Genomic DNA, 21686 nt, shown 5'->3' with positions numbered 1-21686 from the left:
ATCCTAGATCACAAACACCGGGTGGGGTAATGGAGTTTGCCCGGACCGGAAACCGGCCTGAGAGGATCGGCTGCATGGATCTCGACGCCTTCTCCTGGTTGCTGACCGATGACGGGCAGCGGCTGCTGGCGCGGGCCACCGAGATGACGGGGTCGGCCCTGGCGGTGCAGACCGCGCTGCGCAAGGACGAGGCGGCCGAGCGCGTGGCCGTGGCGATGACCCAGGTCGACCTGCGCCGGAAGGCGGCCGCCAAGTTCGGCGACCTGGCACCGCGGATGTACTTCACCCCCGACGGCCTCGAGCAGGCCACCCGCCTCGCCGTCGCCCACCACCGGGCGGCCCGGCTGCGTGCCTTCGACGCGACGAGCGTCATCGACCTGGGCTGCGGGATCGGCGGTGACCTGATCGCCTCCTCGCGCGCCGGGCTTACCGCCGCCGGGGTCGACAACGATCCGGAGCGGGTCGCCGTCGCCCAGGCGAACCTCGACGCCCTCGGGCTGCCAGGTGCGGTCACAGTCGCCGACGCGACAGGTGTCGACCATTCCCCCTTCGACGTCGCGTACGCCGATCCGGCACGCCGCGGCGCCAAGGGCCGGGTCTTCTCCGCGGAGGGGTGGACGCCGCCGTGGTCGTGGGTCGAGACGCTCTTCGCGCGCGACGCGTGCGTGAAGGTCGCCCCCGGGATCCCGCACGACCTCGTACCCGACAAGGTCGAGGCCGAATGGGTCAGCGACCGCGGCGAGGTCAAGGAGGCCGCGCTGTGGTCGGGCTCGCTGGCCAGCACCCGCCGTCGCGCCACCGTGATCGGTGAGCGCGGCCTGGCCACGCTCACCTCCGAGGACGACCCCGGTGCTGAGGTCGGTGCGGTCGCCGAGTTTCTCTACGAGCCCGACGGCGCCGTGATCCGCGCGGGGCTGGTCACCGCCGTCGCCGCCGGGGTGCAGGGCCACCTGATCGACGAGCACATCGCGTATGTCGCCTCCTCCGCCTCCTTCGAGACACCGTTCGCCCGCGGGTATCAGGTGCTCGAGGAGCTCCCCTACCGGGACAAGCAGCTCAAGGCGGCGCTGCGCGAGCGCGGGATCGGGAAGCTGACCATCAAGAAGCGCGGCGTACAGGTCGTCCCCGAGCAGCTCCGCAAGCGGCTCGCACTGTCGGGCTCCGAGGAGGCCACGATCGTGCTCACCCGGGTCGCCGGCGAAGGAACGTGTCTGTTGGTGCGGCCCTTCTGAAGGCGGAGGTCAGACCAGGACGGTCGTGATCGGCTGGGAGGAGTCCGCCGGGAGATCCAGCGCCGAAGGCGTACGTCCCCTGGCCACCATCTCCGCCCCCAGAGCCGCCACCATCGCGCCGTTGTCCGTGCACAGGCCCGGGCGCGGGACCCGGACGCGGATGCCGAGCTTGGTGGCGCGCTCCTCGGCGAGCACCCGGAGTCGGCTGTTGGCCGCGACCCCGCCGCCGATGATGATGTCCTCGATGCCCTCGGAGGAGGCTGCGTCGAGGGCCTTTCGCACCAGGACGTCGACCACGGCCTCCTGGAAGCTGGCCGCCACGTCGGCAACCGGGACGGGTTCACCGCTGCGCTCCTTGGCCTCGACCCAGCGGGCGACCGCGGTCTTGAGGCCGGAGAAGGAGAAGTCGAAGCGGTGACGCTCCAGGTCGCGGCGGCCGGTTAGCCCGCGGGGGAAGTCGATCGCGATCGAGCTGCCCGACGTGGCGGTCCGGTCGATCACCGGGCCGCCGGGGAAGCCGAGGCCGAGCAGGCGGGCGACCTTGTCGAAGGCCTCGCCCGCGGCGTCGTCGATGGTCGCGCCCATCGGATCGACGCCCTCGGTGATGTCGGTGACCTTGAGCAGGCTGGAGTGGCCGCCGGAGACGAGCATGGCGATGCAGGGCTCGGGGAGCGGGCCGTGCTGGAGCTGGTCGACCGCGACGTGCGAAGCCAGGTGGTTGACCCCGTAGATCGGCTTGTCGAGCCCGAGGGCGAGCGCCTTGGCCGCTGCCACGCCGACCAGCAGGGCACCCGCGAGGCCCGGTCCCGAGGTGACGGCGATCGCGTCGACGTCGTGGAGCTTAATGCCCGACTCCTCGCAGGCCCGCTCGATCGTCGGCACCATCGCCTCCAGGTGCGCCCGGCTGGCGACCTCCGGCACGACCCCGCCGAACCGGGCATGCTCCTCGACGCTGCTCGCGACCGCGTCTGCCAGGAGCGTGTGCCCGCGAACCACCCCGATCCCCGTCTCATCGCACGACGTCTCGATGCCAAGGACCAAGGGCTCGTCGGTGATAGGACCAGCAGTCATAGGGGCATTCTGCCTTGTGAACGCTGAGCAACTTGAACGCGGCCCGCGTGCTTGTGACCGGCGCGGCCAGGGAGAGAGTTCTCGGCAGCGGAAGGAATTTTCCTTCTGGTCGGCAGCCATCAGGTTGCTTCCATCAGGTTGCTTCCATCAGGTTGCAGCGTGATCTGGCGGCCGCGCTGGACCCAGGCTCTCTTCGCGGAAGGAATTTTCATTCCGCTGGCACCGCCCAGTCGCGCGTCAGTTGATCCGCCGGAAGGAATTTTCCTTCCGCGGCAGCCGATCAGGCCGCCGCAGCGTTGCTCGGGAGCTCCGCCAGGGACGTATAGACCGCCTCCCACAGCTGATGCGCGAGATCTGAGTCGAGCCGTTCCACTGCGCAGAGACCGTCCCAGAGTCCGCGAAGTATCGCCTCCACTCCTGCCGACTCGAAGTCGGTGAGTTCGCGGCCGAGTACTGATCGAAACCAGAACCTCGCGTCGTGCCACAGTTCGCCCACTGCTTGTCCGACTCCGTCATCAGAACGGGCAAGCTCCTCGAAGCCCAGCCATGCTCTCAGGAAGAACAGGTCGTCCTCGTTCGCCGGCAGAAAACCTGCCCAGCCGGTCGTGTTCACCCGATCGGCGATCCGAGTCCAGAACATGTCAGCGAACGCGGCGGTCGCGTGCGGCAGCATCTCCTGCGCCCCGCCGAACCATCGGTGCAGTGTCGACGCTCCCGTCTTCGCCTCCTCGGCGATCGTCTGAAGCGTGGGCGGACGGAGCCCGCTGCGGCCGATCGTCCTGGCCAGAGCGAGGCCTGCTGTCCGCGAGTCGAAGGCGTTGCGTCTGAGGTGCATGGCATCCATCGCAGCACAGGGCACCGACAATTTCGGGTTCGGTCAGCCTCGGCCGCTCAGGCAGGAGCAACAAGATCGAAGGCCAGCACGATCCCCGTCGCCCCGTCGCGGTAGTAGCGCTCGCGGCGGTCGATCTCGAAGAATCCGGCTTGGTGGTAGAACTCGATGGCCCCGACGTTGCCCTCACGCACCTCGAGGAGAAGTCGCTCGGCTCCCTCGCTCCGAGCGAGGTCGATCGACGCAGCGAGGAGCGCCCCACCGATCCCGCGGCGGCGCTGCTCCTCGGCCGTCGCGATCCGCTGGAGCTCGGCGATCTCGTAGACGACGCTCACCAGCGCATGGCCGATGATCGTTCCCGCATCATCGACGGCGACGAGGATCCGGACAGTCGGCATCTTCCCGTCGATCGCCACCTGCAGGTACTCGGGCGTCCAGGCGTCGTCGGGGAACGCCTCAAGCTCGAGGGCGGCGATTGCGTCGACGTCGTCCGGACCAGCCGGGCGTACGTTCACTGGGAAACCTTCTTCTGGACCCTTTTCTGGGCAGCCTGCTCCACCGCATCAGGCCTGCGCAGGTAGAGCGGCTCGGGATCCATCAACTCGACCTGTTCCTCGGCGACCGCCCGGGCCAGCCAAGCGGCGGACGGGCGTACCGGGCCGAGTGGCGTCGGGAACGCGTCGGGATAGAGCAGCGCCCCCTCCCCGACGACCGGCGCCGAGGTGGCGACCTCGGCGGGGCGTGCGACGACAGGACCCTCGAGGCGTACGCCGTCGGGGTCGTAGGAGGCTAGGTAGACCTCCTTGCGCCGCGCATCCGTCGCCACGAAGAAAGGCCCGCCGACCCCGGAGGCAACGGCCTCCACCGCCAGCACGTCCAGCGTGCAGGCCGCATAGACCGGGATCTCCAGCGCGAACCCGAGCGTCCGAGCGGTGACCAACCCGACCCGCAGGCCGGTGAACGGCCCGGGGCCGGCGCCGACGGCGATGGCGGTCAGATCCTGGCGTACGATCCCGGCCTCCGCGAGGACGTCGGAGATCAGCGGCGCAAGCTGCTCACCATGCTTCATGGTGCGGTCGGAGACGACCTCTGCGACGACGTCGTCGCCATCGTGGAGCGCCACAGTCACCTGGGGCGTGGCGGTGTCAAAGGCGAGAAGCACAACTCACACCCTAGAGCGCGCTGAGGTCCACGCCGCGCCAGCGGGCCCCGACCGGGACGATCTCCACGCGCCGAGGATCCGCACCGTCGGGCGCCTCGACCAGATCCAGCGGAGCCTCGTCGGCCTCGGCACGTACGATCCGGATCTCCAGCCGGGACTTGGAGAGCCCCTCGGCCAGGCCCTCGCCCCACTCCACCACGGTCACCGCGTCGTCGAGATCGGTGTCCAGGTCGAGGTCGTCGAGCTCCTCCATACCGCCGAGCCGATAGGCATCGACGTGGACGAGCTCCGGGCCGCCGACCGTGGATGGATGCACCCGGGCGATGACGAAGGTCGGCGAGGTGATCTCGCCGCGCACCCCGAGCCCCGCACCGAGGCCCTTGGTGAAGGTGGTCTTGCCGGCGCCGAGGCCGCCGGAGAGGACGAGTACGTCACCGGCGGCGACCAGCCCGGCCACCCGCCGGCCCAGCTCGAACATTGCGTCGGCGTCGAGCGCCTCGACGACATACTCGTTCAGTGGACGGTGGAGCCGCACCGCGGGCGACTCCCGGGAGATCTCTCGAAACCCTTGCCGCACCCAGAACCGCAACGTCTCCGGGAGCTCCTCGCGAGCGATCACCGCGAGATCGCCGAAACCCTCCGCTCCTGCGACCCCGGCGGCGTACGTCACCATCTTGTGCGCCACCCCATGACCCTGCTGATCAGGCAGAACAGCGAAACGACGCAGCCACAGGGTCGAGTCGGCGGGATCCATCAGGACGGCCCCGACGCCGACCCCGTCCAACCGCGCCACCACTCCACCGAAGCCGCTGAGGCGCTCCTTCATCGACCCCTCGGTCTCACCGAGCGCATCCGCGGGCGGATCCAGCGGCGGGCGGGCGGAGAAGGCCGCCCGGACGATACCGAGCACCTCGGTCGCGGCCTCCGGCCCGACCCGCTCGAAGACGAGCGTCATGCCGAAGCCGCATCCCGGGTGGCCGAGGCGAGCAACTGGTCGAGCTCGGCGTTGACCTGACCGTGCCGCTCGAGGATGACCATGTGGCCGGCCTTCTCGCACTCGACCAGCCGGGAGCCCGGGATGTAGGAGTGCAGCTTGCGGCTGTGGCCGATCGAGGTGAGCCGGTCGGCGGTGCCGCAGATGATCGTGGTCGGCACCCGGCCGAGCATGGTGATCGACGCGAACTTGTCCAGGCTCCGGAAGCTCGGGAAGAACTCCGCGACCACTTCGAACGGCGTCTGCGAGAGCAGTCCGTCGACAAAGTCGACGTACGCCTCCGGCACCTCGTCCCCGAAGGCGAAGACGTCGGTGAAGACGGTCGCCACCGAGGACCCCATGGCGCGGAACCGGTCGACGATCCCGTGCCCCCTGGCCAGCGTCCGCATGGTGCTGTTGGCGATCCCGCCGGACAGCTTGGCCGGAAGTACCGGGATCAGCAGCCGGCTCGGGTCGAGACCACCGGCCGTCGTCGAGATCAGGGCGGCGCCGATGATGCGGCCACCCTCGTTGTAGGGCGCGAACAGCTCGGGGTGGTCCTCGGCGAGCGCGGCGATCGTCATCCCGCCCATCGAGTGGCCGACCAGGATCACCGGCCCCTCCGGCACGACCGCGTCCAGCACTCGGAGCAGGTCGTCGCCGAGCTGGTCGATGGTGGCGTTGCCGAGCGAGGAGCGGCCGCTGCGGCCGTGGCTGCGCTGGTCGTAGAAGACCGACCGCACCAGGCCCCGGTAGGCGGCGCGCTGGAAGTGCCAGCAGTCGAGGTTGAGGCAGTAGCCGTGCACGAAGACGAGCGTCACCCCGCTCGCCCCGCCGGGGTGCGAGTGAGCCGGGTCGACCTCGTCGACCTCGACATGAAGAGGTACGCCGTCGGAGGTCACCACGGTGACCGGGCAGGACCGCAGCGTACCGAGCGGGGTCCGGTCCTCGGGGCGGTCCTCGATCGCGCGGCGGCGCTTCCTGACCACCACCGCGCCGCGGGCCGCGGCAGCGACCGCCGCCGCTCCCAGAGTGCCCGCCGCGATCTGGCCGATCCGTGCTGCGATGCTGCTCATGTGTCGTCTCCCTGCTCGGTGTCGACGTCGGTGTCAACATAACGGCGCTTCATCCGTCCTCCGATTCTGGTGACGACCTCGTAGGCGATGGTCTCGCTCGCCTCGGCCCAGTCCTGGGCCGTCGGCTCGCCATCGGCACCGGCGCCCCACAGGAGCACCTCGGCGCCGCGTTCGACCGAAGCGCCTCCGAGATCGACGACGATCTGGTCCATGCAGATGGTGCCGCGCACGGGGTATCGAGCTCCGTCGATCGACACCTCGGCGCGATTCCCGGCACGACGCTGGATGCCCTCGGCGTAGCCGACCGGGATCAGCCCCACCGTCGTCGGCTCATCGGCCACCCAGGTGTGGTTGTAGGAGACACCCGCACCGGCCTCGATCGGCTTCACCAGCGCCAGCTCGGCCCGCACGGTCATCGCCGGGACGAGTCCGAGCTCAGCCCACGGCGATCCCTCGACGCCGGGCGCCGGGTCGATGCCGTACGTCGCGATCCCGATCCGCACCAGGTCGAGCCGTGCGCTGGGGCGCAGCAGCGCGCCCGCGGAGTTGGCGAGGTGACGAACCTCGGGCCGGAGGCCGGCCTCCTCGGCGACCGCGAGCGCCTCGGCGAAGACCTTCTCCTGGAGGGCACTGGCTGGGTCGGCGTTGTTCTCGCTGGCGCTGAAGTGCGACCAGATCCCGGTGACCCGGATCGCTCCCTCGGCCTCCAGGATGCGCGCCAGCCCGACCAGCTTCGACCAGTCGGCGAAGGCAGCGCCGCCCCGGCTGAGTCCGGTGTCGACCTTGAGCTGCACCCGGGGCGTACGCCCCAGGGTGTCGCCGGCCGCGGCGAACTTCTCCAGGTCGGCGATCGTGTAGGCCGTGACATCGATGTCCGCAGCCACGAGCTCCTCGGCGGGCTCGCTGGGCATGATCAGCCAGGCCAGCAGCCTGCCTTCGTCGCCGGCCGCACGCAGCGCGAGCGCCTCGTCGGCCGAGGCCACGCCGAGCCAGTCCGCGCCGCCCTCACGAGCGGCCCGCCCGGCCTCGACCAGGCCGTGCCCGTAGCCGTCGGCCTTGACCACCGACATGATCGGCGTACGCAGGTGCTCCCGCAGCCGCGAGACGTTGTGTCGGATCGCGGCGAGGTCGATGACGATCTCGGCTCGCCGAAGCGGAGCCCGAGGCGCTGGGCTCGGTGACATGGTGTCAAGGATAGTTCGTGCGCAGTGCTCAATTGCGCAGGGGGGAGACAGCAGGAAGGGACCGGATAACGGCGGATATCGCGGCGGCGACCCCGCTCGCGGTGACCGGCCCGCCGGCGCTGGCGAGAGTGGCGGCAGCGCCGTGCAGCCAGGCGCCCGCCGAAGCGGCGTCGATGGGTGCGAGACCTGCGGCCAGCAGCGAGCCGATCAGTCCGCCGAGCACGTCCCCCGAACCGGCGGTGGCCAGCCAGGAGGTGCCCGTGGTGTTGACCCGTACCGGTGTGTCGGGGTCCGGTGAGGCGATCGTGGTACGCCGCCCCTTGAGCAGCACCACCGCATCGAACCGCTTGGCCGCGAGCCGGGCGTAGTGCAGCGGACGAGCCTCGATCTCGCCGCGGTCCTCCCGGATCAGCGCCGCCAGCTCGCCGGCGTGCGGAGTCAGGATCGCGGGCACCCCGAGCGGCCCGTTCAGCGCACGCAGGCTGTCGGCGTCGATGACCAGAGGTACGCCGCTCGCCCGGGCGAACGCGAGCGCGCTGTTGGCGCCGTCGGCGCTGCCGGAGCCGACCACCCAGGCCTGTGCCTGGCCGTCGCCGACGACCTCCGGGTTGTGCCGCTTGACCCACTCGGAGGCGGTGCCGACGTAGCGGACCATCCCGGCCAGCCCGGTGTTGGCGCCGGAGACGGCCAGCAGCGCGGCCCCTGGGTAGGTGGCGCTGCCGACCCTCAGCCCCACCACGCCGCGGGAGTACTTGTGCCCGTCCGGCGCCGGACGCGGCACCAGGTCGGCCACATCGGCGGCCTCGAGGCTCTCGATGGCCGGGGTCGGGAGCCGGAGGCCGATGTCGACCAACTGCACCGTCCCGCACGCCGAGGCGGCCGGGTCGAGCAGGTGACACGGCTTGTGGGTTCCGAAGGTGACCGTCAGGTCGGCGGTCACATGGGCTCCGTCGACCTCACCGGTGTCGACGCAGACCCCGCTCGGCGTGTCGACGGAGACGACCGGGATCCCGGCGAGCAGGGCCAGTGCTGCCTCCGCGTCCGGCCTCAGCCCGGGCTTTCCCCCGATCCCGACGATCCCGTCGACGACGACATCGAAGGCACCGCTGGTCGAGCCGCCGGAGCCGCTAGGCGGAGGCGTGTCGAGACCAACACAGTGTCCCCCGGCCGCCTTCAGAGCAGCAACCCCACCCGCGTGCGCCCGGTCCGACAGCAACCACGCCTCGACCCGCGCCCCTCGACGCGCGAGCAGCGCCCCGGCGTACAACGCGTCTCCGCCGTTGTCCCCGCTCCCCACGAGCAGCACGATGCGTTTCCCGTAGGCCCCGCCGAGACCTCGCCCGCGAAGGTGACCGATGACCGCGTAGGCCAGCCCGGCCGCCGCACGCTGCATCAGGGCACCTTCTGGCAGGCTCGCCATCAGGGCCTTCTCTGCCGCTCTGACCTGCTCAACCGAGTGCGCACGCCGCATGGTCCAAGCCTACGCGCCAATGCACTGGCGGGGTTGGGTCGAAGGGCTCGAACAAGCCCCGTCAGTCCTCCAGGACGACCATCGCCGAGGCGATGCCGGCGTCATGGGAGAGTGAGAGGTGGACGGTGGCGACACCGAGCTTGGTGGCCTGCGCCAGCACGGTGCCGCGGAGCTCGAACCGGGGCTGGCCGGAGGACTCCGAGATCACCTCGGCGTCGTGCCATTCCATCCCCTGCGGCGCGCCGAGCGCCTTGGCGAGCGCCTCCTTGGCGGCGAACCTGGCGGCCAGAGAGGCCATCGGCTTCACCGCCTCGGCGGGCGTGAACAGGCGCTCGCGCAGCCGCGGCGTACGCTCCAGCGACTCCTCGAAGCGCTCCAGGTCGCAGACGTCGATCCCGACTCCGAGGACAGCCATCAGTGGACCGCCATCACTCGACCGTGACGGACTTGGCGAGGTTGCGCGGCTGGTCGACGTCGTAGCCGAGCTCGGTGGCGAGCTGGCAGGCGAAGAGCTGCATCGGTACGACCGCGACGAGCGGCTGCAGGAGCACCGGCACCTTGGGCAGCCGGATGATCGTGTCGGAGACCGAGTCGACCGAGTCGTCGCCCTCCTCGACCAGGGCGATGGTGCGGGCGCCGCGGGCGCGCACCTCCATGATCCCGGAGCGCATCTTGTCGTGCAGGAAGTCGCGGCCGCGCGGCGGCACGATGCACCAGATCGGCAGGCCCTCCTCGACCAGCGCGATCGGACCGTGCTTGAGCTCGCCGGCGGCGAACCCCTCGGCGTGCAGGTAGGCGAGCTCCTTGAGCTTGAGCGCACCCTCCAGCGCCACCGGGTAGCCGGCGTGGCGGCCCAGGAACAGGAAGGCCCGGCGGTCCGCGTACTCACGCGCGAGGTCGTAGACCTGCGGCGCGGTCTCCAGCACCTTCTCGACCGCCGCGGGCATCGCCTCGAGCTGGGTCATCACGCCGTCGATCTCGTCGCCGTACATGGTGCCCTTGACCTGGGCCAGGTAGAGCGCGAGCAGGTAGCAGGCGACCAGCTGGGTGACGTACCCCTTGGTCGAGGCGACCCCGATCTCCGGGCCGGCGTGGGTGTAGATGACCGCGTCGGACTCACGCGGGATCGTCGAGCCGTTGGTGTTGCAGATCGCCAGCACCTTGGAGCGCTGCGAGCGCGCGTGCCGGATCGCCTGCAGCGTGTCGGCGGTCTCGCCGGACTGCGAGATCGCCACCACCAGGGTGGAGTTGTCGAGGATCGGGTCGCGGTAGCGGAACTCGGAGGCCAGCTCGACCTCGACCGAGATCCGGCACCAGTGCTCGATGGCGTACTTCGCGACCATCCCCGCGTAGAACGACGTCCCCGCGGCGATGATGATGATCTTGGTGACCTCGCGCAGCTCGTCGTCGTCGAGCCGCATCTCGTCGAGGTGCAGAGACCCCGAGGGCGTACGCCGCCCCAGCAGCGAGTCGGCGACCGCACGAGGCTGCTCGAGGATCTCCTTGCGCATGAACCAGTCGTGGCCGTCCTTCTCGGCGGCGGCGAGGTCCCAGTCGACGTGGAAGCGGCGGCCCTCGGCGGGCGTGCCGTCGAAGTTGGTGACGGTCGCGCCGTCGCGGGTGATGGTGACGACCTGGTCCTGGTCGAGCTCCATTGCCTCGCGGGTGTGCTCGATGAAGGCGGCGACGTCGGACCCGAGGAACGACTCCCCCTCGCCGAGACCGACCACGAGCGGGCTGTTGCGCCGGGCGGCGACAACCCGGGACGGGTCCTGCGCGTCGATCGCGACGAAGGTGAACGCACCCTCGAGGATCGAGCAGACCTTCTGCATCGCGATGGTCAGGTCGGCTCCGCCGACGACCTCGCGCTCGAGCAGGTGGGCGGCGACCTCGGTGTCGGTCTGCGAGGTGAACTCGTGTCCGTCGGTCTCCAGCGAGGCCCGCAGCTCGGCGAAGTTCTCGATGATGCCGTTGTGCACGACCGCGACGCGGCCGGTGCGGCCGACGTGCGGGTGGGCGTTGCCGTCGGTCGGGCCGCCGTGGGTCGCCCAGCGGGTGTGGCCGATCCCGGTCGTCGACGCCGGCAGCGGCGTGCCCGCGATCGCCTTCTCGAGGTTGGCGAGCTTGCCGGCCCGCTTGTCCACGGCCAGCTTCCCGTCAGCGATCAGAGCGATCCCAGCCGAGTCATAGCCGCGGTACTCCAACCGCCGCAGCCCATCGATCACGACGTCCTGCGCCGACCGGTCTCCGACGTACCCAACGATGCCGCACATGGCGGATGATCCTACGGCTCTCGTGGACCCCAGCAGGAAGCGGCGGCGCATGTGCGTAACAATCGTTGCCATGTCACACCCCGGGCCACACGGCGATGACCGCGGCTCCTCGCCCTACGTCGAGCTCGACCGTAGCGCGTGGGCCGAGCTCGCGACCGAGACCGAGAGTCCGCTGACCGAGGCCGAGATCGAGTCTCTGCGGGGCCTGGGCGACCAGATCGACCTCAAGGAGGTCGAGGAGGTCTATCTGCCGCTGAGCCGGCTGCTCAGCCTCTACGTGAGCGCCTCGGACAAGCTCCACGACCAGCAGGAGCTGTTCCTCGGCAAGACGATGCCGGAACGTACGCCGTTCGTCATCGGCGTCGCCGGATCTGTCGCCGTCGGCAAGTCGACCACTGCTCGTGTGCTCCAGCAGATGCTCGCCCACTGGCCCGAGCACCCCAACGTCGCTCTGGTGACCACCGACGGGTTCCTCTACCCCAACGCCGAGCTCGAGCGTCGGGGACTGATGGAGCGCAAGGGCTTCCCGGAGTCGTACGACCGCAAGGCCCTGCTCCGCTTCCTCGTCGACCTCAAGTCGGGTGAGGACGAGGTGCGCGCGCCGATCTACTCACACCTGACCTACGACGTCACCGACCAGACCGTGCTGGTCAAGAAGCCCGACATCGTCATCCTCGAGGGTCTCAACGTCCTGCAGCCCTCCCGGGTCCGCGCCGACGGCACCATCTCCCTCGCCCTCTCGGACTTCTTCGACTTCTCCGTCTTCGTCGACGCCGACTCCCGCGACATCAAGCAGTGGTACGTCGAGCGGTTCCTGCGGCTGCGTGAGACCGCCTTCCGCGACCCGTCGTCCTACTTCACGAAATATGCGGCCCTGAGCCACGACGAGGCCATCACCCGCGCCACCGAGATCTGGAACGAGATCAACGGCCCCAACCTCCGCGAGAACGTCCTCCCCACCCGCTCCCGCGCCACCCTCGTCCTCCGCAAGGACCGCGACCACTCCGTTCGGTACGTGCGTCTGCGGAAGATCTAGGGTCGGGGCGGTTGGGATACCCGGTTAACCGGGTATCCCTGCACTTAATGGGTGTTGCATTGCCAGAGAAGTGCAGGAATACCCTGTTAACCGGGTATTCCTGTGGCCAGAGTGACGAATGATCAGAGAGCGAGTCGCGCACGTACGACGTCGGCGAGCCGCTCAGCACAGGCCTCGGCCTCGTGGTGCGTGGGGGCCTCGACCATGACGCGTACGAGGTTCTCGGTGCCCGACGGGCGCAGCAGGATCCGCCCGGAGCCGGCGAGAGCCTTCTCCTCGGCGGCGACGGCATCGAGGAGGCCGTCGTCGGTCTTGCAGCGGGCCTTGTCGACGCCCTTGACGTTGAGCAGGACCTGCGGGAGGCGGGTGACGACGGAGGCGAGGTCGGCGAGGGTGCGCCCGGTGAGGGTCATCCGCTGCAGGACGTGCAGCGCGGTGAGGATGCCGTCGCCGGTGGTGGCGTGCTCGCTCATGATGATGTGGCCGGACTGCTCGCCACCGATGGCGTAGCCGCCCCGGCGCATCTCCTCGAGCACGTAGCGGTCACCCACGGCGGTCTGTTTCACGTGGACGCCCGCGGCATCCATCGCCTTGACGAACCCGAGGTTGCTCATCACGGTGACGACCACGGTGTCGTCCGGGAGCCGGCCGGCGTCGTGGAGCCCGAGGGCGAGGATCGCGATGAGCTGGTCGCCGTCGACGAGGTTGCCCTCACCGTCGACGGCCAGGCAGCGGTCGGCGTCGCCGTCCCAGGCGAACCCGACGTCGGCGCCGTGCTCGACGACCGCCTTCTGGAGCATCTCCGGGTGGGTCGAACCGACGCCGTCGTTGATCGAGAGGCCGTCGTTGACGTCGTTGATCGCGATCACCTTCGCCCCGGCCTGGTCCAGGGCCAGTGGGCCCGCGGCAGCGGCCGCACCGTTGGCGCAGTCGACGACGACGGTCAGCCCGTCGAGGCGGCGCTCGAGCGTGGAGATCAGGTGAGCTGCGTACGTCTCCACGGGGTTCTCGTGGGACGAGATCCGTCCCACCGACGCGCCGGTGGGACGATCCCACGGGAGATCGAGATGTGTCTCGATCCGGTCCTCGAGCACGTCGTCGAGCTTGTGCCCGCCGCGCTGGAGGAACTTGATGCCGTTGTCGGGCATCGGGTTGTGCGAAGCCGAGATGACCACACCGAGGTCGGCCTGGAGGGCCGCGGTGAGGTAGGCGACACCGGGCGTCGGCAGCACGCCGACGTCGATAACATCGCAGCCGGCCGAGGCCAGACCGCCGGCCACCGTGGCCTGCAGGAACTGCCCGGAGACGCGCGAGTCGTTGCCGACCACCGCCAGCGGCTTGCGTCCGCTGCCGGAGTCACGCAGCTCCTCGGTCAGGACCAGTGCCGCCGAGGTCGCCAGGTTCTGGGCGAGCGAGGCGGTGAGGATCTCGCCGTTCGCGAGACCGCGAACTCCGTCAGTGCCGAAAAGGCGTGCCACGTCCGTGTGACCTTCTTTCGTACGTCGGCCCCCGCCCGAAAAATGAGTCGGGGTGCCTCGGCGAGCCGAGGCACCCCAACAATGCTAGGCGATCTCCTGGGCGATCAGCGCTTGCTGAACTGCGAGGCCTTGCGGGCCTTCTTGAGACCGGCCTTCTTGCGCTCCACGACGCGGGCGTCGCGGGTCAGCAGACCGGCCTTCTTCAGGGTCGGGCGGTTGGCCTCTTCGTCAACGATGTTGAGCGAGCGGGCCACGCCGAGACGCAGCGCGCCGGCCTGACCGGCGATGCCGCCGCCGTCGATACGGGCGATCACGTCGAAGCGGCCCTCGAGCTGCAGCGCGGCGAACGGCTCGTTCGCGATCTGCTGGTGCAGCTTGTTGGGGAAGTAGTCCTCGATCGTGCGACCGTTGATGGTCCACGAACCGGTGCCCGGGACGATCCGGACGCGGGCCACGGACTCCTTGCGGCGGCCGGTCGCGGCAGCCGGGGCGATGGTCGCCGGGCGCTCGGGGGCGTCGGCGGACGGGGCGCTCTCGGAGGTGAAAGCAACGCCCTGCTCGTCGGTCTCGAAGGTCTCCTCGACCTCTGCGGTGTTCTCAGTCATGTCCTGGTCCTGGCTCACTGGGCGATCTGCTTGATCTCGAACGGAACGGCCTGCTGCGCGACGTGCGGGTGCGTCGGACCGGAGTAGACCTTGAGCTTCTTGAGCATCTGGCGGCCGAGCTTGTTCTTCGGCAGCATGCCCCACACAGCGGTCTCGATCGCCTTGCGGGCGTCCTTCTCGAGGATCTCGCCGATCGGGGTCGCGGTCAGACCGCCCGGGTAGCCCGAGTGGCGGTAGGCCAGCTTGGTCTTGGCCTTGTTGCCGGAGAGGGAGACCTTCTCGGCGTTGATGACGATGACGAAGTCGCCGGTGTCCGCGTTGGGCGCGAAGATCGGCTTGTGCTTGCCGCGCAGGAGCTCAGCGGTCTGGACAGCGAGACGGCCGAGACGGACGTCGGTCGCGTCGATCACGAGCCAGGCCCGCTCGATGTCGCCCGGCTTGGGAGCGTAAGTACGCACTTGTGCCTTCTTAGTTCGTTGGACCCGGCGCACGGATGCGCACCGGGATAATGCTGCGTGGCTTCTGACGAACACGGCCCGGCTTGCCCTGTCCTCTGGGTGGTCCCAGCGACAGTCATCCGGATCTGCGTCCCCGACCGTGCGAATATGATCAGGACGCGGCAGGAGTCACGACCTCACAAGGTTACGAGCCCCCGCACGGCGGAGACAAATCAAGACGTACGCCGCCGGTCGGGGAGCCGGGCGGCGTACGCGATCTTGGGACGGGTCAGCTCGCCTGACCCTGGTCTCCAGTGTCCGTCCGGTTCCTGTGATGAGGCTGTGACTGGCCTTCGGCTCTCCTGAAAACCACAGACGTACGCCGCCGGGACCGTGCCCGGCGGCGTACGTCTGCTTCTGCTCGATGTCGGCTAGCGGTCGGCTAGTGGTCGACGCCGACCTCACCCTCGGGGGCGTACAGGTCGGTGACCTCCTCCGGATCGAGGTGCTTCTCGGGCCCGGGCGGGGTGGTCTGGTTCTTCTCGACCACCGGTCGCTTCGGCTCGTCCTCGCCGGTGAGCGCGACGGCGCCGCCGAACGCGCCGCCGGCCACCAGCACCGCCGCGGCGGCCAGGATCAGCTTGCTCGACACGGTCACGCCAGCACGCGGTACTGGATGCCGACGGAGTACTTCCAGACGTCGTAGCGCGAGCTCGAGTTGAGCCCGGCGGTCCACCACACGGCGGGGCAGTACTGCGTCGACGTGCGGCTCTGGATCAGGCTGTTGGGCGAGGCGACGGACGCCATCGTCTTCCACTTGACCGAGTTGCCGAACTGGTGCTTCTGGAGGCTGGCCCAGTCGGACGGACGCAGGACGGTGGAGACCATGTAGACGTTCTTCGTGTAGCCCTTCGGCCGACCGCCGTAGTGCTTCAGCGACAGGTTGCGGTAGTTGCCGTCGACCGACTTCGGCAGGCACTTGACGTTCTCGGTGTAGACGGTCGCCTTGGAGCTGGTGCCGGACGCCTTGCAGCGTACGTTCGAGCGCAGGCCGCGGGACTCGGACCAGTCGCTGCGAGCGGGCGCCTTGAGGGTCGAGCAGGAGCCGACGTACTTGTAGTTGAGGGCGTCCGCGGCGGTGACCGTCCTGCTGTAGGTCTTCCAGGTCAGCTTTTTGGCGGACGCGGCGACCGAGATCTGGGCGGCGGTGGCGTTGCCGGCCCTGTCCTTGGTCTCGACGCGGATGTAGTAGGTGCCCGAGACCCGGGTGCCGGCGTTGTTGTAGCCGTTCCACGCGTAGGACGTGGTGCCGGAGAAGCTCGAGGACGAGCCCAGGGTGCGGACGAGGGTGCCACCGGCGGTGACCACCTTGGCGGTGAAGCCGACGGTCTCGTTCACGGTGAACTTCGCCGTGACCGTGTCGCGGTAGCCGTCCTTGTAGGGGTAGAAGGTCGTCAGGTTGCGGCTCAGGGTGACGACCGGCTTGGTGGCATCGACGGCCCCGAGATCGGCGGTGACGGAGTCGGTCGCGCCGCTCTCGCCCTCGATGAACGCGGTGATCCGGTAGGTGTCGGTCGCGGTCGGCATCGTCGCCTGGACCGTCCCCACGCCGTCGGCGTCGAGCGTGATCGGCGCCGACTGCGGGCCGCTCGGCGAGGTGCCGTTCGAGCCGGTGATCGTCCAGTTGGCCACCGGGTTCGCCCCGAGCGCCTCGACGTTCTCGACGTCGTACGTCACGGTGAACGTCGCACCCCCAGCTGGGGTCGTGGCGGGGACGGTGATCACGACAGTGGTCACCACGGCGGCGGTCGGCTCTTCAGCCACGCCCTCCGTGGCGGGCTCGGTCTCGGGCTCGGTCTCGGGCTCGGTCTCGGGCTCGGTCTCGGGCCCCGTCTCCGGCTCGGTCTCGGGCTCGGTCACGGTTCCCGTCTCGGTCTCCGTCCCGGGATCGGGCTGCGACGGGTCGGCGGGGGCCGTCTCCGACGGGTCGGTGGTGGTCGACGGGGTCTCCGTCGCGAAAGCCGGCACCGCCGGCACGATCAGGGCGACGGCAGCAGCCGCCACCAGTGCGCGGATGCGCATCTGTGGTTCCTCCGAGTCTCTTACCCGAGATGGTCTGGGTCGCTTCGCTGCCAGAGAACGCGAGGCGGGCGGACGGAACCTATACCCCCAAGCGCACCGTCCGCACCGGGATTTACTGCCGTGTTACCGACCGGGCGACAACGATGAGACATCTGGCGTAGCCTGATCGTAGGATTGTCTGACAATCAGATGATCTTGGCTCAGATCACCGAGAACGCCCCACAGATGGAGGAGTGCGATGACCCTGCTCAACGAGGCTCAGGCCACCGCTGCGACCAGCTTGACCCCCGCCGCCTTCGCGGCCGCCGAGGCGCACTCCGCGCACAACTACCACCCCCTCGAGGTGGTGATCAGCCACGCCGAGGGCGCCTGGGTGACCGACGTCGACGGCCGCCGCTGCCTCGACATGCTGGCCGGCTACAGCGCGCTGAACTTCGGTCACGGCCACCCCGCTCTGCTGTCGGCGGCCCGTGAGCAGCTCGACAAGGTCACCCTGACCTCGCGTGCGTTCGTGCACGACCAGTTCGCCGAGTTCACCGCCCGCCTCGCCGCGATGTGCGGCAAGGACATGGTGCTGCCGATGAACACCGGCGCCGAGGCCGTCGAGACCGCGATCAAGGTCGCCCGCAAGTGGGGCTACGACGTCAAGGGCGTCCCGGCCGACCAGGCCGAGATCATCGTGATGGCCGGCAACTTCCACGGCCGCACCACCACGATCGTCGGCTTCTCCGACGACGCCGACGCGCGCGACGGCTTCGGCCCGTTCGCCCCCGGCTTCGTGATGGTCCCCTACGCCGACCTCGCCGCGATCGAGGCCGCCATCACCCCCAACACGGTGGCCGTGCTGGTCGAGCCGATCCAGGGCGAGTCCGGCGTCGTCATCCCCGGCGACGACTTCCTGATCGGGCTGCGCGAGGTCTGCACCCGCGAGAACGTGCTCTTCGCCGCCGATGAGATCCAGGCCGGCCTGGGCCGTACGGGCTACACCTTCGCCTGCGACCACGCCGGCGTGAAGCCGGACATGTACATCCTCGGCAAGGCCCTCGGCGGCGGCATCGTCCCCGTCTCGGCCGTCGTCGCCGACCGCGACGTGCTCGGCGTCATCGGCCCCGGCCAGCACGGCTCCACCTTCGGCGGCAACCCGCTCGCCTGCGCCGTCGGCACCGCCGTCGTCGACCTGCTCGAGACCGGCGAGTTCCAGGCCCGCGCCGAGGCGCTCGGCCAGGTCCTGCGCGACCGCCTCCTGGCCATGGTCGGCAAGGGCATCGTCGGCTTCCGCTCCCGCGGCCTGTGGGCCGGCGTCGACATCGACCCGGCCATCGCCAGCGGTCGCGAGATCTGCGAGCGCCTCCTGGCCCGCGGCGTACTCGCCAAGGACACCCACGGCTCCACCATCCGCCTCGCGCCGCCCCTGGTGATCGCCGAGGAGGACCTCCACTGGGCCCTCGACCAACTCGAGGCAGCTGTCTCGGCCTGACCGGCAGCGGAGGTGTAACACGCTGTTACACGGACTATCCGGTCGCTGTGAACGACCGGATAGTCCTACGAACAGCGTGTTACACCTGTCGTGGAACGCACCTCAGTCGACCTCGGCGAGGTCGTCGATGAGCTCGTTCGCCGCCGCGACGGCCAGGTTCTGCAGCCCGCGGAACAGCTCGGTGCAGGACGCCGTATGTTGGTCCGGCGTCATCGTGACCCGGTCGAGATTGCCGTTGGCCAGGACCTGGTTGACCGCCCGTTGCGCGGGAACCCCGATGGCCCCGTTGGTGGCAGTGTTCTTGGTGATCTCGTCGAGGTAGTCGCGCTGAGGTTCCGAGCTCGACGTGTAGAGCGCCGAGAGCGACAGGCGCCACTCAGCCTCGGCCCGAGCAAGCTCGGCGAGCTCCTGCTTGCTGAGAGCATCCGCGCCCGCAGCGCCCGTACCCCGCATGACCTCCCGCTTCGCGAGTGCCTTCGCCATGAGGGTCTTCTGCGTACCGAACGACTGGAAGGCCGGGCCCAGGTGGCCGAGCGCCTCGATCTCGTCGTCGATCTCGGCGTCACCGACATACGGCACGAGCGTCGAGATCGCGAGGAGGTCGTTGGAGAGTGCCGACAAGGCCAGCGCCCCCTGCAGCCGAGTCTCCTCCGTACGCATCATGGATCGCGTCTCCGGTAGGGCGGCCAACGACTGCTGGATCTCGGAGACGAGGTCAGCGAGCTCCTGCTCCCCGCCGTCGATCTTCTCCGCCTTCGCAGTCCAGGTCACGACGGCCTCGTCGGTCTGCTCCTGGATCGGCTTCATCACCACGTCAGGGACGTCCGCGAGGGCGGCGTCGCGCTCGAAGATCAGGTTGATCGCCAGGCCGAACGTGCTGGGCAGGGCCTGCGCGACCGACTCGGCCCGGCGCACCGACGAGGAAGATGTGGAGGTGGGCGACACGGCCGGGTCGGTGGCCCGATCCGCAACGAGAGGCCGCAGCGCGACCCCGGCGATGGCGATGATCCCGGCCGCCATGATGGTCCCGGCGGCGGTGAGCAGTCGCGCCGAGCGCACGCGGCGGCGGCCGCGGCGTACGTCCTCAGAGGGATCCGGGAGCGGGACCGGAACCGTGGCGCCGATGCGGTAGAGGCGCTCGCGCAGCAGGGTGTCGTCGTCGAAGGTGTTCATCGCCGGCCTCCTCGGGCAGCGTCGGGGGCAACGTCGGGGACAGCGAGGCCGGGACGGAGGGCGCGGCGCAGGCTGGCCAGGGCGGCCGAGGTCTGGCTCTTGACCGTCCCGGTGCTGATGCCGAGGTCGGCAGCGGTCTCCTCGACCGACAGACCCCAGTAGTGCCGGAGCACGACGACTCGCCGCTGACCTGCGGGAAGCGCACGCAGCGCGGTCCAGAGCTCGTCGAGGTCCTCGGTGTCCGGGCCGCTCGGCGCCGGCCGGTCGACGATCTCGCCGGCCCGCTCACGCCGCCACGGCCGACGGCCCTCGTCCAAGTGGCTGTTGACCAGCACCCTGCGTACGTAGGCATCGACACTGTCGGCCTTCCGCACCTTTCGCCATGCCGCGTACACCTTCGACAGCGTCAGCTGCACGATGTCCTCGGCGCGATGCTCGTCACCGCACAACAGGTACGCCGCGCGGTACAGGTGCGCGCGTCTGTCCCTGACGTAGGCGGTGAACTCCTCGTCCCTGCTCAACGTCTCTCCTCCTCCGATTCCAACCCCCGACGCCCTATTGACGTAACCGGCACCGGATCGGTTGGGGCCTGGACGACGTGATGGCCTGGAGTGCGAACAGCGAACAGCAGCACCGGGCCCGTCAGCCCCGGATTCTCGTGCGCCACAGATCGTCTTGGCGACCGGCTGCCTCCCACAACTCGTCCACCCCGCTCTCGCCGAGATCGTCGAGAGGTACGAGGAAGTCTCGCGCCAGGAGGTCCGCGAACTCATCGCGACCAGCCAGGGTTCGCGGCTCGCCGCGGGTGACCCCGAGGTGGCGCACGGTCCGTGACAGCAGCAGTGCGGTCGCGCCACCGGCGGGCCGTGCGGCCATCAGCGTGGTCACGTACGGCGAGGACGGAGAGGTCGTGAGCTCCCGGGACCGCGCGGCGAAGTCGCGCAGCTCACGCGCCTCGGTTCGCAGGTCGTAGCTGCTGATGGTGCCGCCTGGATGGTGATGAACTCGCCAGGTCGTACGGTCCAGTCGCTCGATGCGGTAGACGAGACCGTCCTGGTCGCAGGCAAGCTCGCGCAGCGGCAACGGCTCGAGGAACCCATCCCCGATCCCCGCATCGGCAAGCCACGTCTCGCCACCGATCGTCACCAACAGCGCGTTGTGGTTGCCCCACTGCCCGTCGCCGCGCTGTTCACGCATGACACCGGCCTCGACCATCGTCACCTCGAACCCGACTGCTTCGAGCAACAGGGCGAGGGCGCCATTCTGCTCGTAGCAGTAGCCACCCCGGCCACGCACGACGATCTTGTCGACAAGCGCCTCCGGATCGAGACGGACCGGCCGACCGAGCTGGACGTCGAGGTTCTCGTACGGAACGCGCTCGCGCCACGCACGATGCAGGTTCCGCAGGCAGGCCAGGTCCGGCCGGACGGGCCGCGTTTCTCCGAGTCGGTCGAGGAAGGCGTCGATCATATTTTTAGAGTAACTCTAAAATTATTGCCAGTCTAGAATGAGCCGCCATGGGACTCCGCGACACCAAGAAGGAACGGACTCGACGCCGACTCGTCGAGATCGCCTACGAGCTCTTCACTGAACAGGGCTACGACGAGACCACCACCAACCAGATCGCGGCGGCGGCCGAAGTATCCCCGGCCACCTTCTTCAACTACTTCCCGACGAAGGACTCGCTCGTCTTCACCGACGGGCCGGCGATCGCCGAGGTCGGCGTGCGGGCCGTACGCGATCGGTCGCCCGGCGAGCCTCCCGCGGAATGCCTCTCCCGGGCGCTGCGAGCGATGATCGACGCAGCCGCGGGCACGACCCGCGAGCCGGGCACCTCCCTGGAGGCGACCCGTCTCGCACTGGTGACGGCAGTTCCTTCCCTACGAGCGACCTTCGTCGGCAGGGCGCTCACCACCCAGCATGCTCTGGCCGAGGCCCTGTCGACCTCGTACGCCGACAGCCTGGATGAGGAGACGGCTCACGCGATGGTCGGCGCGGCCTTCGGCGCCGCGCTCGCCGTCGGGATGGCGACGTCGGCCGCCGGCCGACCTACGGCCGACCGACTTCTCCGCGCCGCCGCGAAGGCCACCGCGGGCTTCACAGCCTGAGCGAATCAGGGAAGAG

At 69.5% G+C, this 21686-nt stretch carries 22 protein-coding genes; 4 read left to right on the top strand and 18 right to left on the bottom strand.

Translation table 11 applies throughout. The features are described 5' to 3' along the window. The first annotated feature begins 74 nt into the window (after positions 1-74). Positions 75-1232, top strand: coding sequence for a class I SAM-dependent methyltransferase (locus ABZY89_RS10940; RefSeq protein ID WP_355227036.1), 1158 nt, complete (start codon positions 75-77; stop codon positions 1230-1232). A 9-nt stretch (positions 1233-1241) separates the two neighbouring features. Here ABZY89_RS10940 and tsaD read toward each other — a convergent pair whose 3' ends face one another. From tsaD to glmS, 10 genes are all read right to left on the bottom strand, one after another. Then, positions 1242-2303, bottom strand: coding sequence for a tRNA (adenosine(37)-N6)-threonylcarbamoyltransferase complex transferase subunit TsaD (gene tsaD, locus ABZY89_RS10935; protein ID WP_355227034.1), 1062 nt, complete (start codon positions 2301-2303; stop codon positions 1242-1244). A gap of 280 nt (positions 2304-2583) precedes the next feature. Further along, the gene (locus ABZY89_RS10930) at positions 2584-2976 is read right to left on the bottom strand and encodes a hypothetical protein (RefSeq protein WP_355227032.1); all 393 of its coding nucleotides are present in this window, start codon (positions 2974-2976) and stop codon (positions 2584-2586) included. Positions 2977-3194: 218 nt separating this feature from the next. Beyond that, positions 3195-3650, bottom strand: a complete 456-nt coding sequence (gene rimI / locus ABZY89_RS10925) for a ribosomal protein S18-alanine N-acetyltransferase (RefSeq protein WP_355227031.1) — start codon at positions 3648-3650, stop codon at positions 3195-3197. Beyond that, positions 3647-4297 (bottom strand): tRNA (adenosine(37)-N6)-threonylcarbamoyltransferase complex dimerization subunit type 1 TsaB, encoded by a 651-nt coding sequence (gene tsaB, locus ABZY89_RS10920; RefSeq protein WP_355227029.1) that lies wholly within the window; start codon positions 4295-4297, stop codon positions 3647-3649. The genes rimI and tsaB overlap by 4 nt, the downstream gene beginning before the upstream one ends. A gap of 10 nt (positions 4298-4307) precedes the next feature. Continuing rightward, entirely contained in the window at positions 4308-5252 is a 945-nt protein-coding gene (gene tsaE, locus ABZY89_RS10915; RefSeq protein WP_355227027.1) for a tRNA (adenosine(37)-N6)-threonylcarbamoyltransferase complex ATPase subunit type 1 TsaE, read from the bottom strand. Continuing rightward, positions 5249-6346 (bottom strand): alpha/beta hydrolase, encoded by a 1098-nt coding sequence (locus ABZY89_RS10910; protein WP_355227025.1) that lies wholly within the window; start codon positions 6344-6346, stop codon positions 5249-5251. Before ABZY89_RS10910 ends, tsaE begins: the two co-directional genes overlap by 4 nt. Beyond that, on the bottom strand, positions 6343-7530 hold the full coding sequence (alr, locus tag ABZY89_RS10905; RefSeq protein WP_355227023.1) for an alanine racemase: 1188 nt from the start codon (positions 7528-7530) through the stop codon (positions 6343-6345). Before alr ends, ABZY89_RS10910 begins: the two co-directional genes overlap by 4 nt. A 28-nt stretch (positions 7531-7558) precedes the next feature. Next, the gene (locus ABZY89_RS10900; RefSeq protein WP_355227021.1) at positions 7559-8950 is read right to left on the bottom strand and encodes a bifunctional ADP-dependent NAD(P)H-hydrate dehydratase/NAD(P)H-hydrate epimerase; all 1392 of its coding nucleotides are present in this window, start codon (positions 8948-8950) and stop codon (positions 7559-7561) included. Between the two features lie 112 nt (positions 8951-9062). Next, positions 9063-9416 (bottom strand): holo-ACP synthase, encoded by a 354-nt coding sequence (locus ABZY89_RS10895; RefSeq protein ID WP_350666679.1) that lies wholly within the window; start codon positions 9414-9416, stop codon positions 9063-9065. Positions 9417-9429: 13 nt separating this feature from the next. Then, on the bottom strand, positions 9430-11274 hold the full coding sequence (gene glmS / locus ABZY89_RS10890; protein WP_355227019.1) for a glutamine--fructose-6-phosphate transaminase (isomerizing): 1845 nt from the start codon (positions 11272-11274) through the stop codon (positions 9430-9432). A 70-nt stretch (positions 11275-11344) separates the two neighbouring features. On the opposite strand from glmS, the gene coaA reads away from it, so the two are divergent. Continuing rightward, on the top strand, positions 11345-12310 hold the full coding sequence (coaA, locus tag ABZY89_RS10885; RefSeq protein WP_355227017.1) for a type I pantothenate kinase: 966 nt from the start codon (positions 11345-11347) through the stop codon (positions 12308-12310). Between the two features lie 122 nt (positions 12311-12432). Here coaA and glmM read toward each other — a convergent pair whose 3' ends face one another. The 5 genes from glmM to ABZY89_RS10860 form a co-directional block, all read right to left on the bottom strand. Then, positions 12433-13788, bottom strand: a complete 1356-nt coding sequence (gene glmM / locus ABZY89_RS10880) for a phosphoglucosamine mutase (RefSeq protein ID WP_355227015.1) — start codon at positions 13786-13788, stop codon at positions 12433-12435. A 104-nt stretch (positions 13789-13892) separates the two neighbouring features. Continuing rightward, positions 13893-14393, bottom strand: coding sequence for a 30S ribosomal protein S9 (rpsI, locus tag ABZY89_RS10875; protein WP_292647216.1), 501 nt, complete (start codon positions 14391-14393; stop codon positions 13893-13895). Between the two features lie 14 nt (positions 14394-14407). Then, positions 14408-14851, bottom strand: a complete 444-nt coding sequence (gene rplM / locus ABZY89_RS10870; protein WP_355019881.1) for a 50S ribosomal protein L13 — start codon at positions 14849-14851, stop codon at positions 14408-14410. A gap of 421 nt (positions 14852-15272) precedes the next feature. Continuing rightward, positions 15273-15488, bottom strand: a complete 216-nt coding sequence (locus tag ABZY89_RS10865) for a hypothetical protein (RefSeq protein ID WP_355227013.1) — start codon at positions 15486-15488, stop codon at positions 15273-15275. Next, positions 15485-16912 carry a FlgD immunoglobulin-like domain containing protein gene (locus tag ABZY89_RS10860; protein WP_355227011.1) on the bottom strand — a complete coding sequence of 476 codons (1428 nt, stop codon included), beginning with the start codon at positions 16910-16912 and terminating at the stop codon, positions 15485-15487. Before ABZY89_RS10860 ends, ABZY89_RS10865 begins: the two co-directional genes overlap by 4 nt. A 238-nt stretch (positions 16913-17150) precedes the next feature. On the opposite strand from ABZY89_RS10860, the gene rocD reads away from it, so the two are divergent. Next, positions 17151-18389, top strand: a complete 1239-nt coding sequence (rocD, locus tag ABZY89_RS10855) for an ornithine--oxo-acid transaminase (RefSeq protein ID WP_355227009.1) — start codon at positions 17151-17153, stop codon at positions 18387-18389. A gap of 102 nt (positions 18390-18491) precedes the next feature. Here the strand turns inward: rocD and ABZY89_RS10850 are convergent, their stop codons facing one another. The 3 genes from ABZY89_RS10850 to ABZY89_RS10840 form a co-directional block, all read right to left on the bottom strand. Next, entirely contained in the window at positions 18492-19562 is a 1071-nt protein-coding gene (locus ABZY89_RS10850; RefSeq protein ID WP_355227007.1) for a nitrate- and nitrite sensing domain-containing protein, read from the bottom strand. Continuing rightward, positions 19559-20083: a SigE family RNA polymerase sigma factor gene (locus tag ABZY89_RS10845; protein WP_355019886.1), complete on the bottom strand. Its 525-nt coding sequence runs from the start codon at positions 20081-20083 to the stop codon at positions 19559-19561. The genes ABZY89_RS10850 and ABZY89_RS10845 overlap by 4 nt, the downstream gene beginning before the upstream one ends. Before the next feature lie 121 nt (positions 20084-20204). Further along, positions 20205-21032, bottom strand: a complete 828-nt coding sequence (locus ABZY89_RS10840; protein ID WP_355227005.1) for an arylamine N-acetyltransferase — start codon at positions 21030-21032, stop codon at positions 20205-20207. Positions 21033-21079: 47 nt separating this feature from the next. Here ABZY89_RS10840 and ABZY89_RS10835 point away from each other — a divergent pair, with 47 nt between their 5' ends. Beyond that, positions 21080-21670: a TetR family transcriptional regulator gene (locus tag ABZY89_RS10835; protein WP_355227003.1), complete on the top strand. Its 591-nt coding sequence runs from the start codon at positions 21080-21082 to the stop codon at positions 21668-21670. Positions 21671-21686: the final 16 nt, after the last annotated feature.

The organism is Nocardioides sp. NPDC006303 (genome assembly GCF_040613175.1).
In the GTDB taxonomy this organism is placed as follows: domain Bacteria; phylum Actinomycetota; class Actinomycetes; order Propionibacteriales; family Nocardioidaceae; genus Nocardioides.
This window is presented reverse-complemented; position numbering and strand designations above follow the sequence as displayed.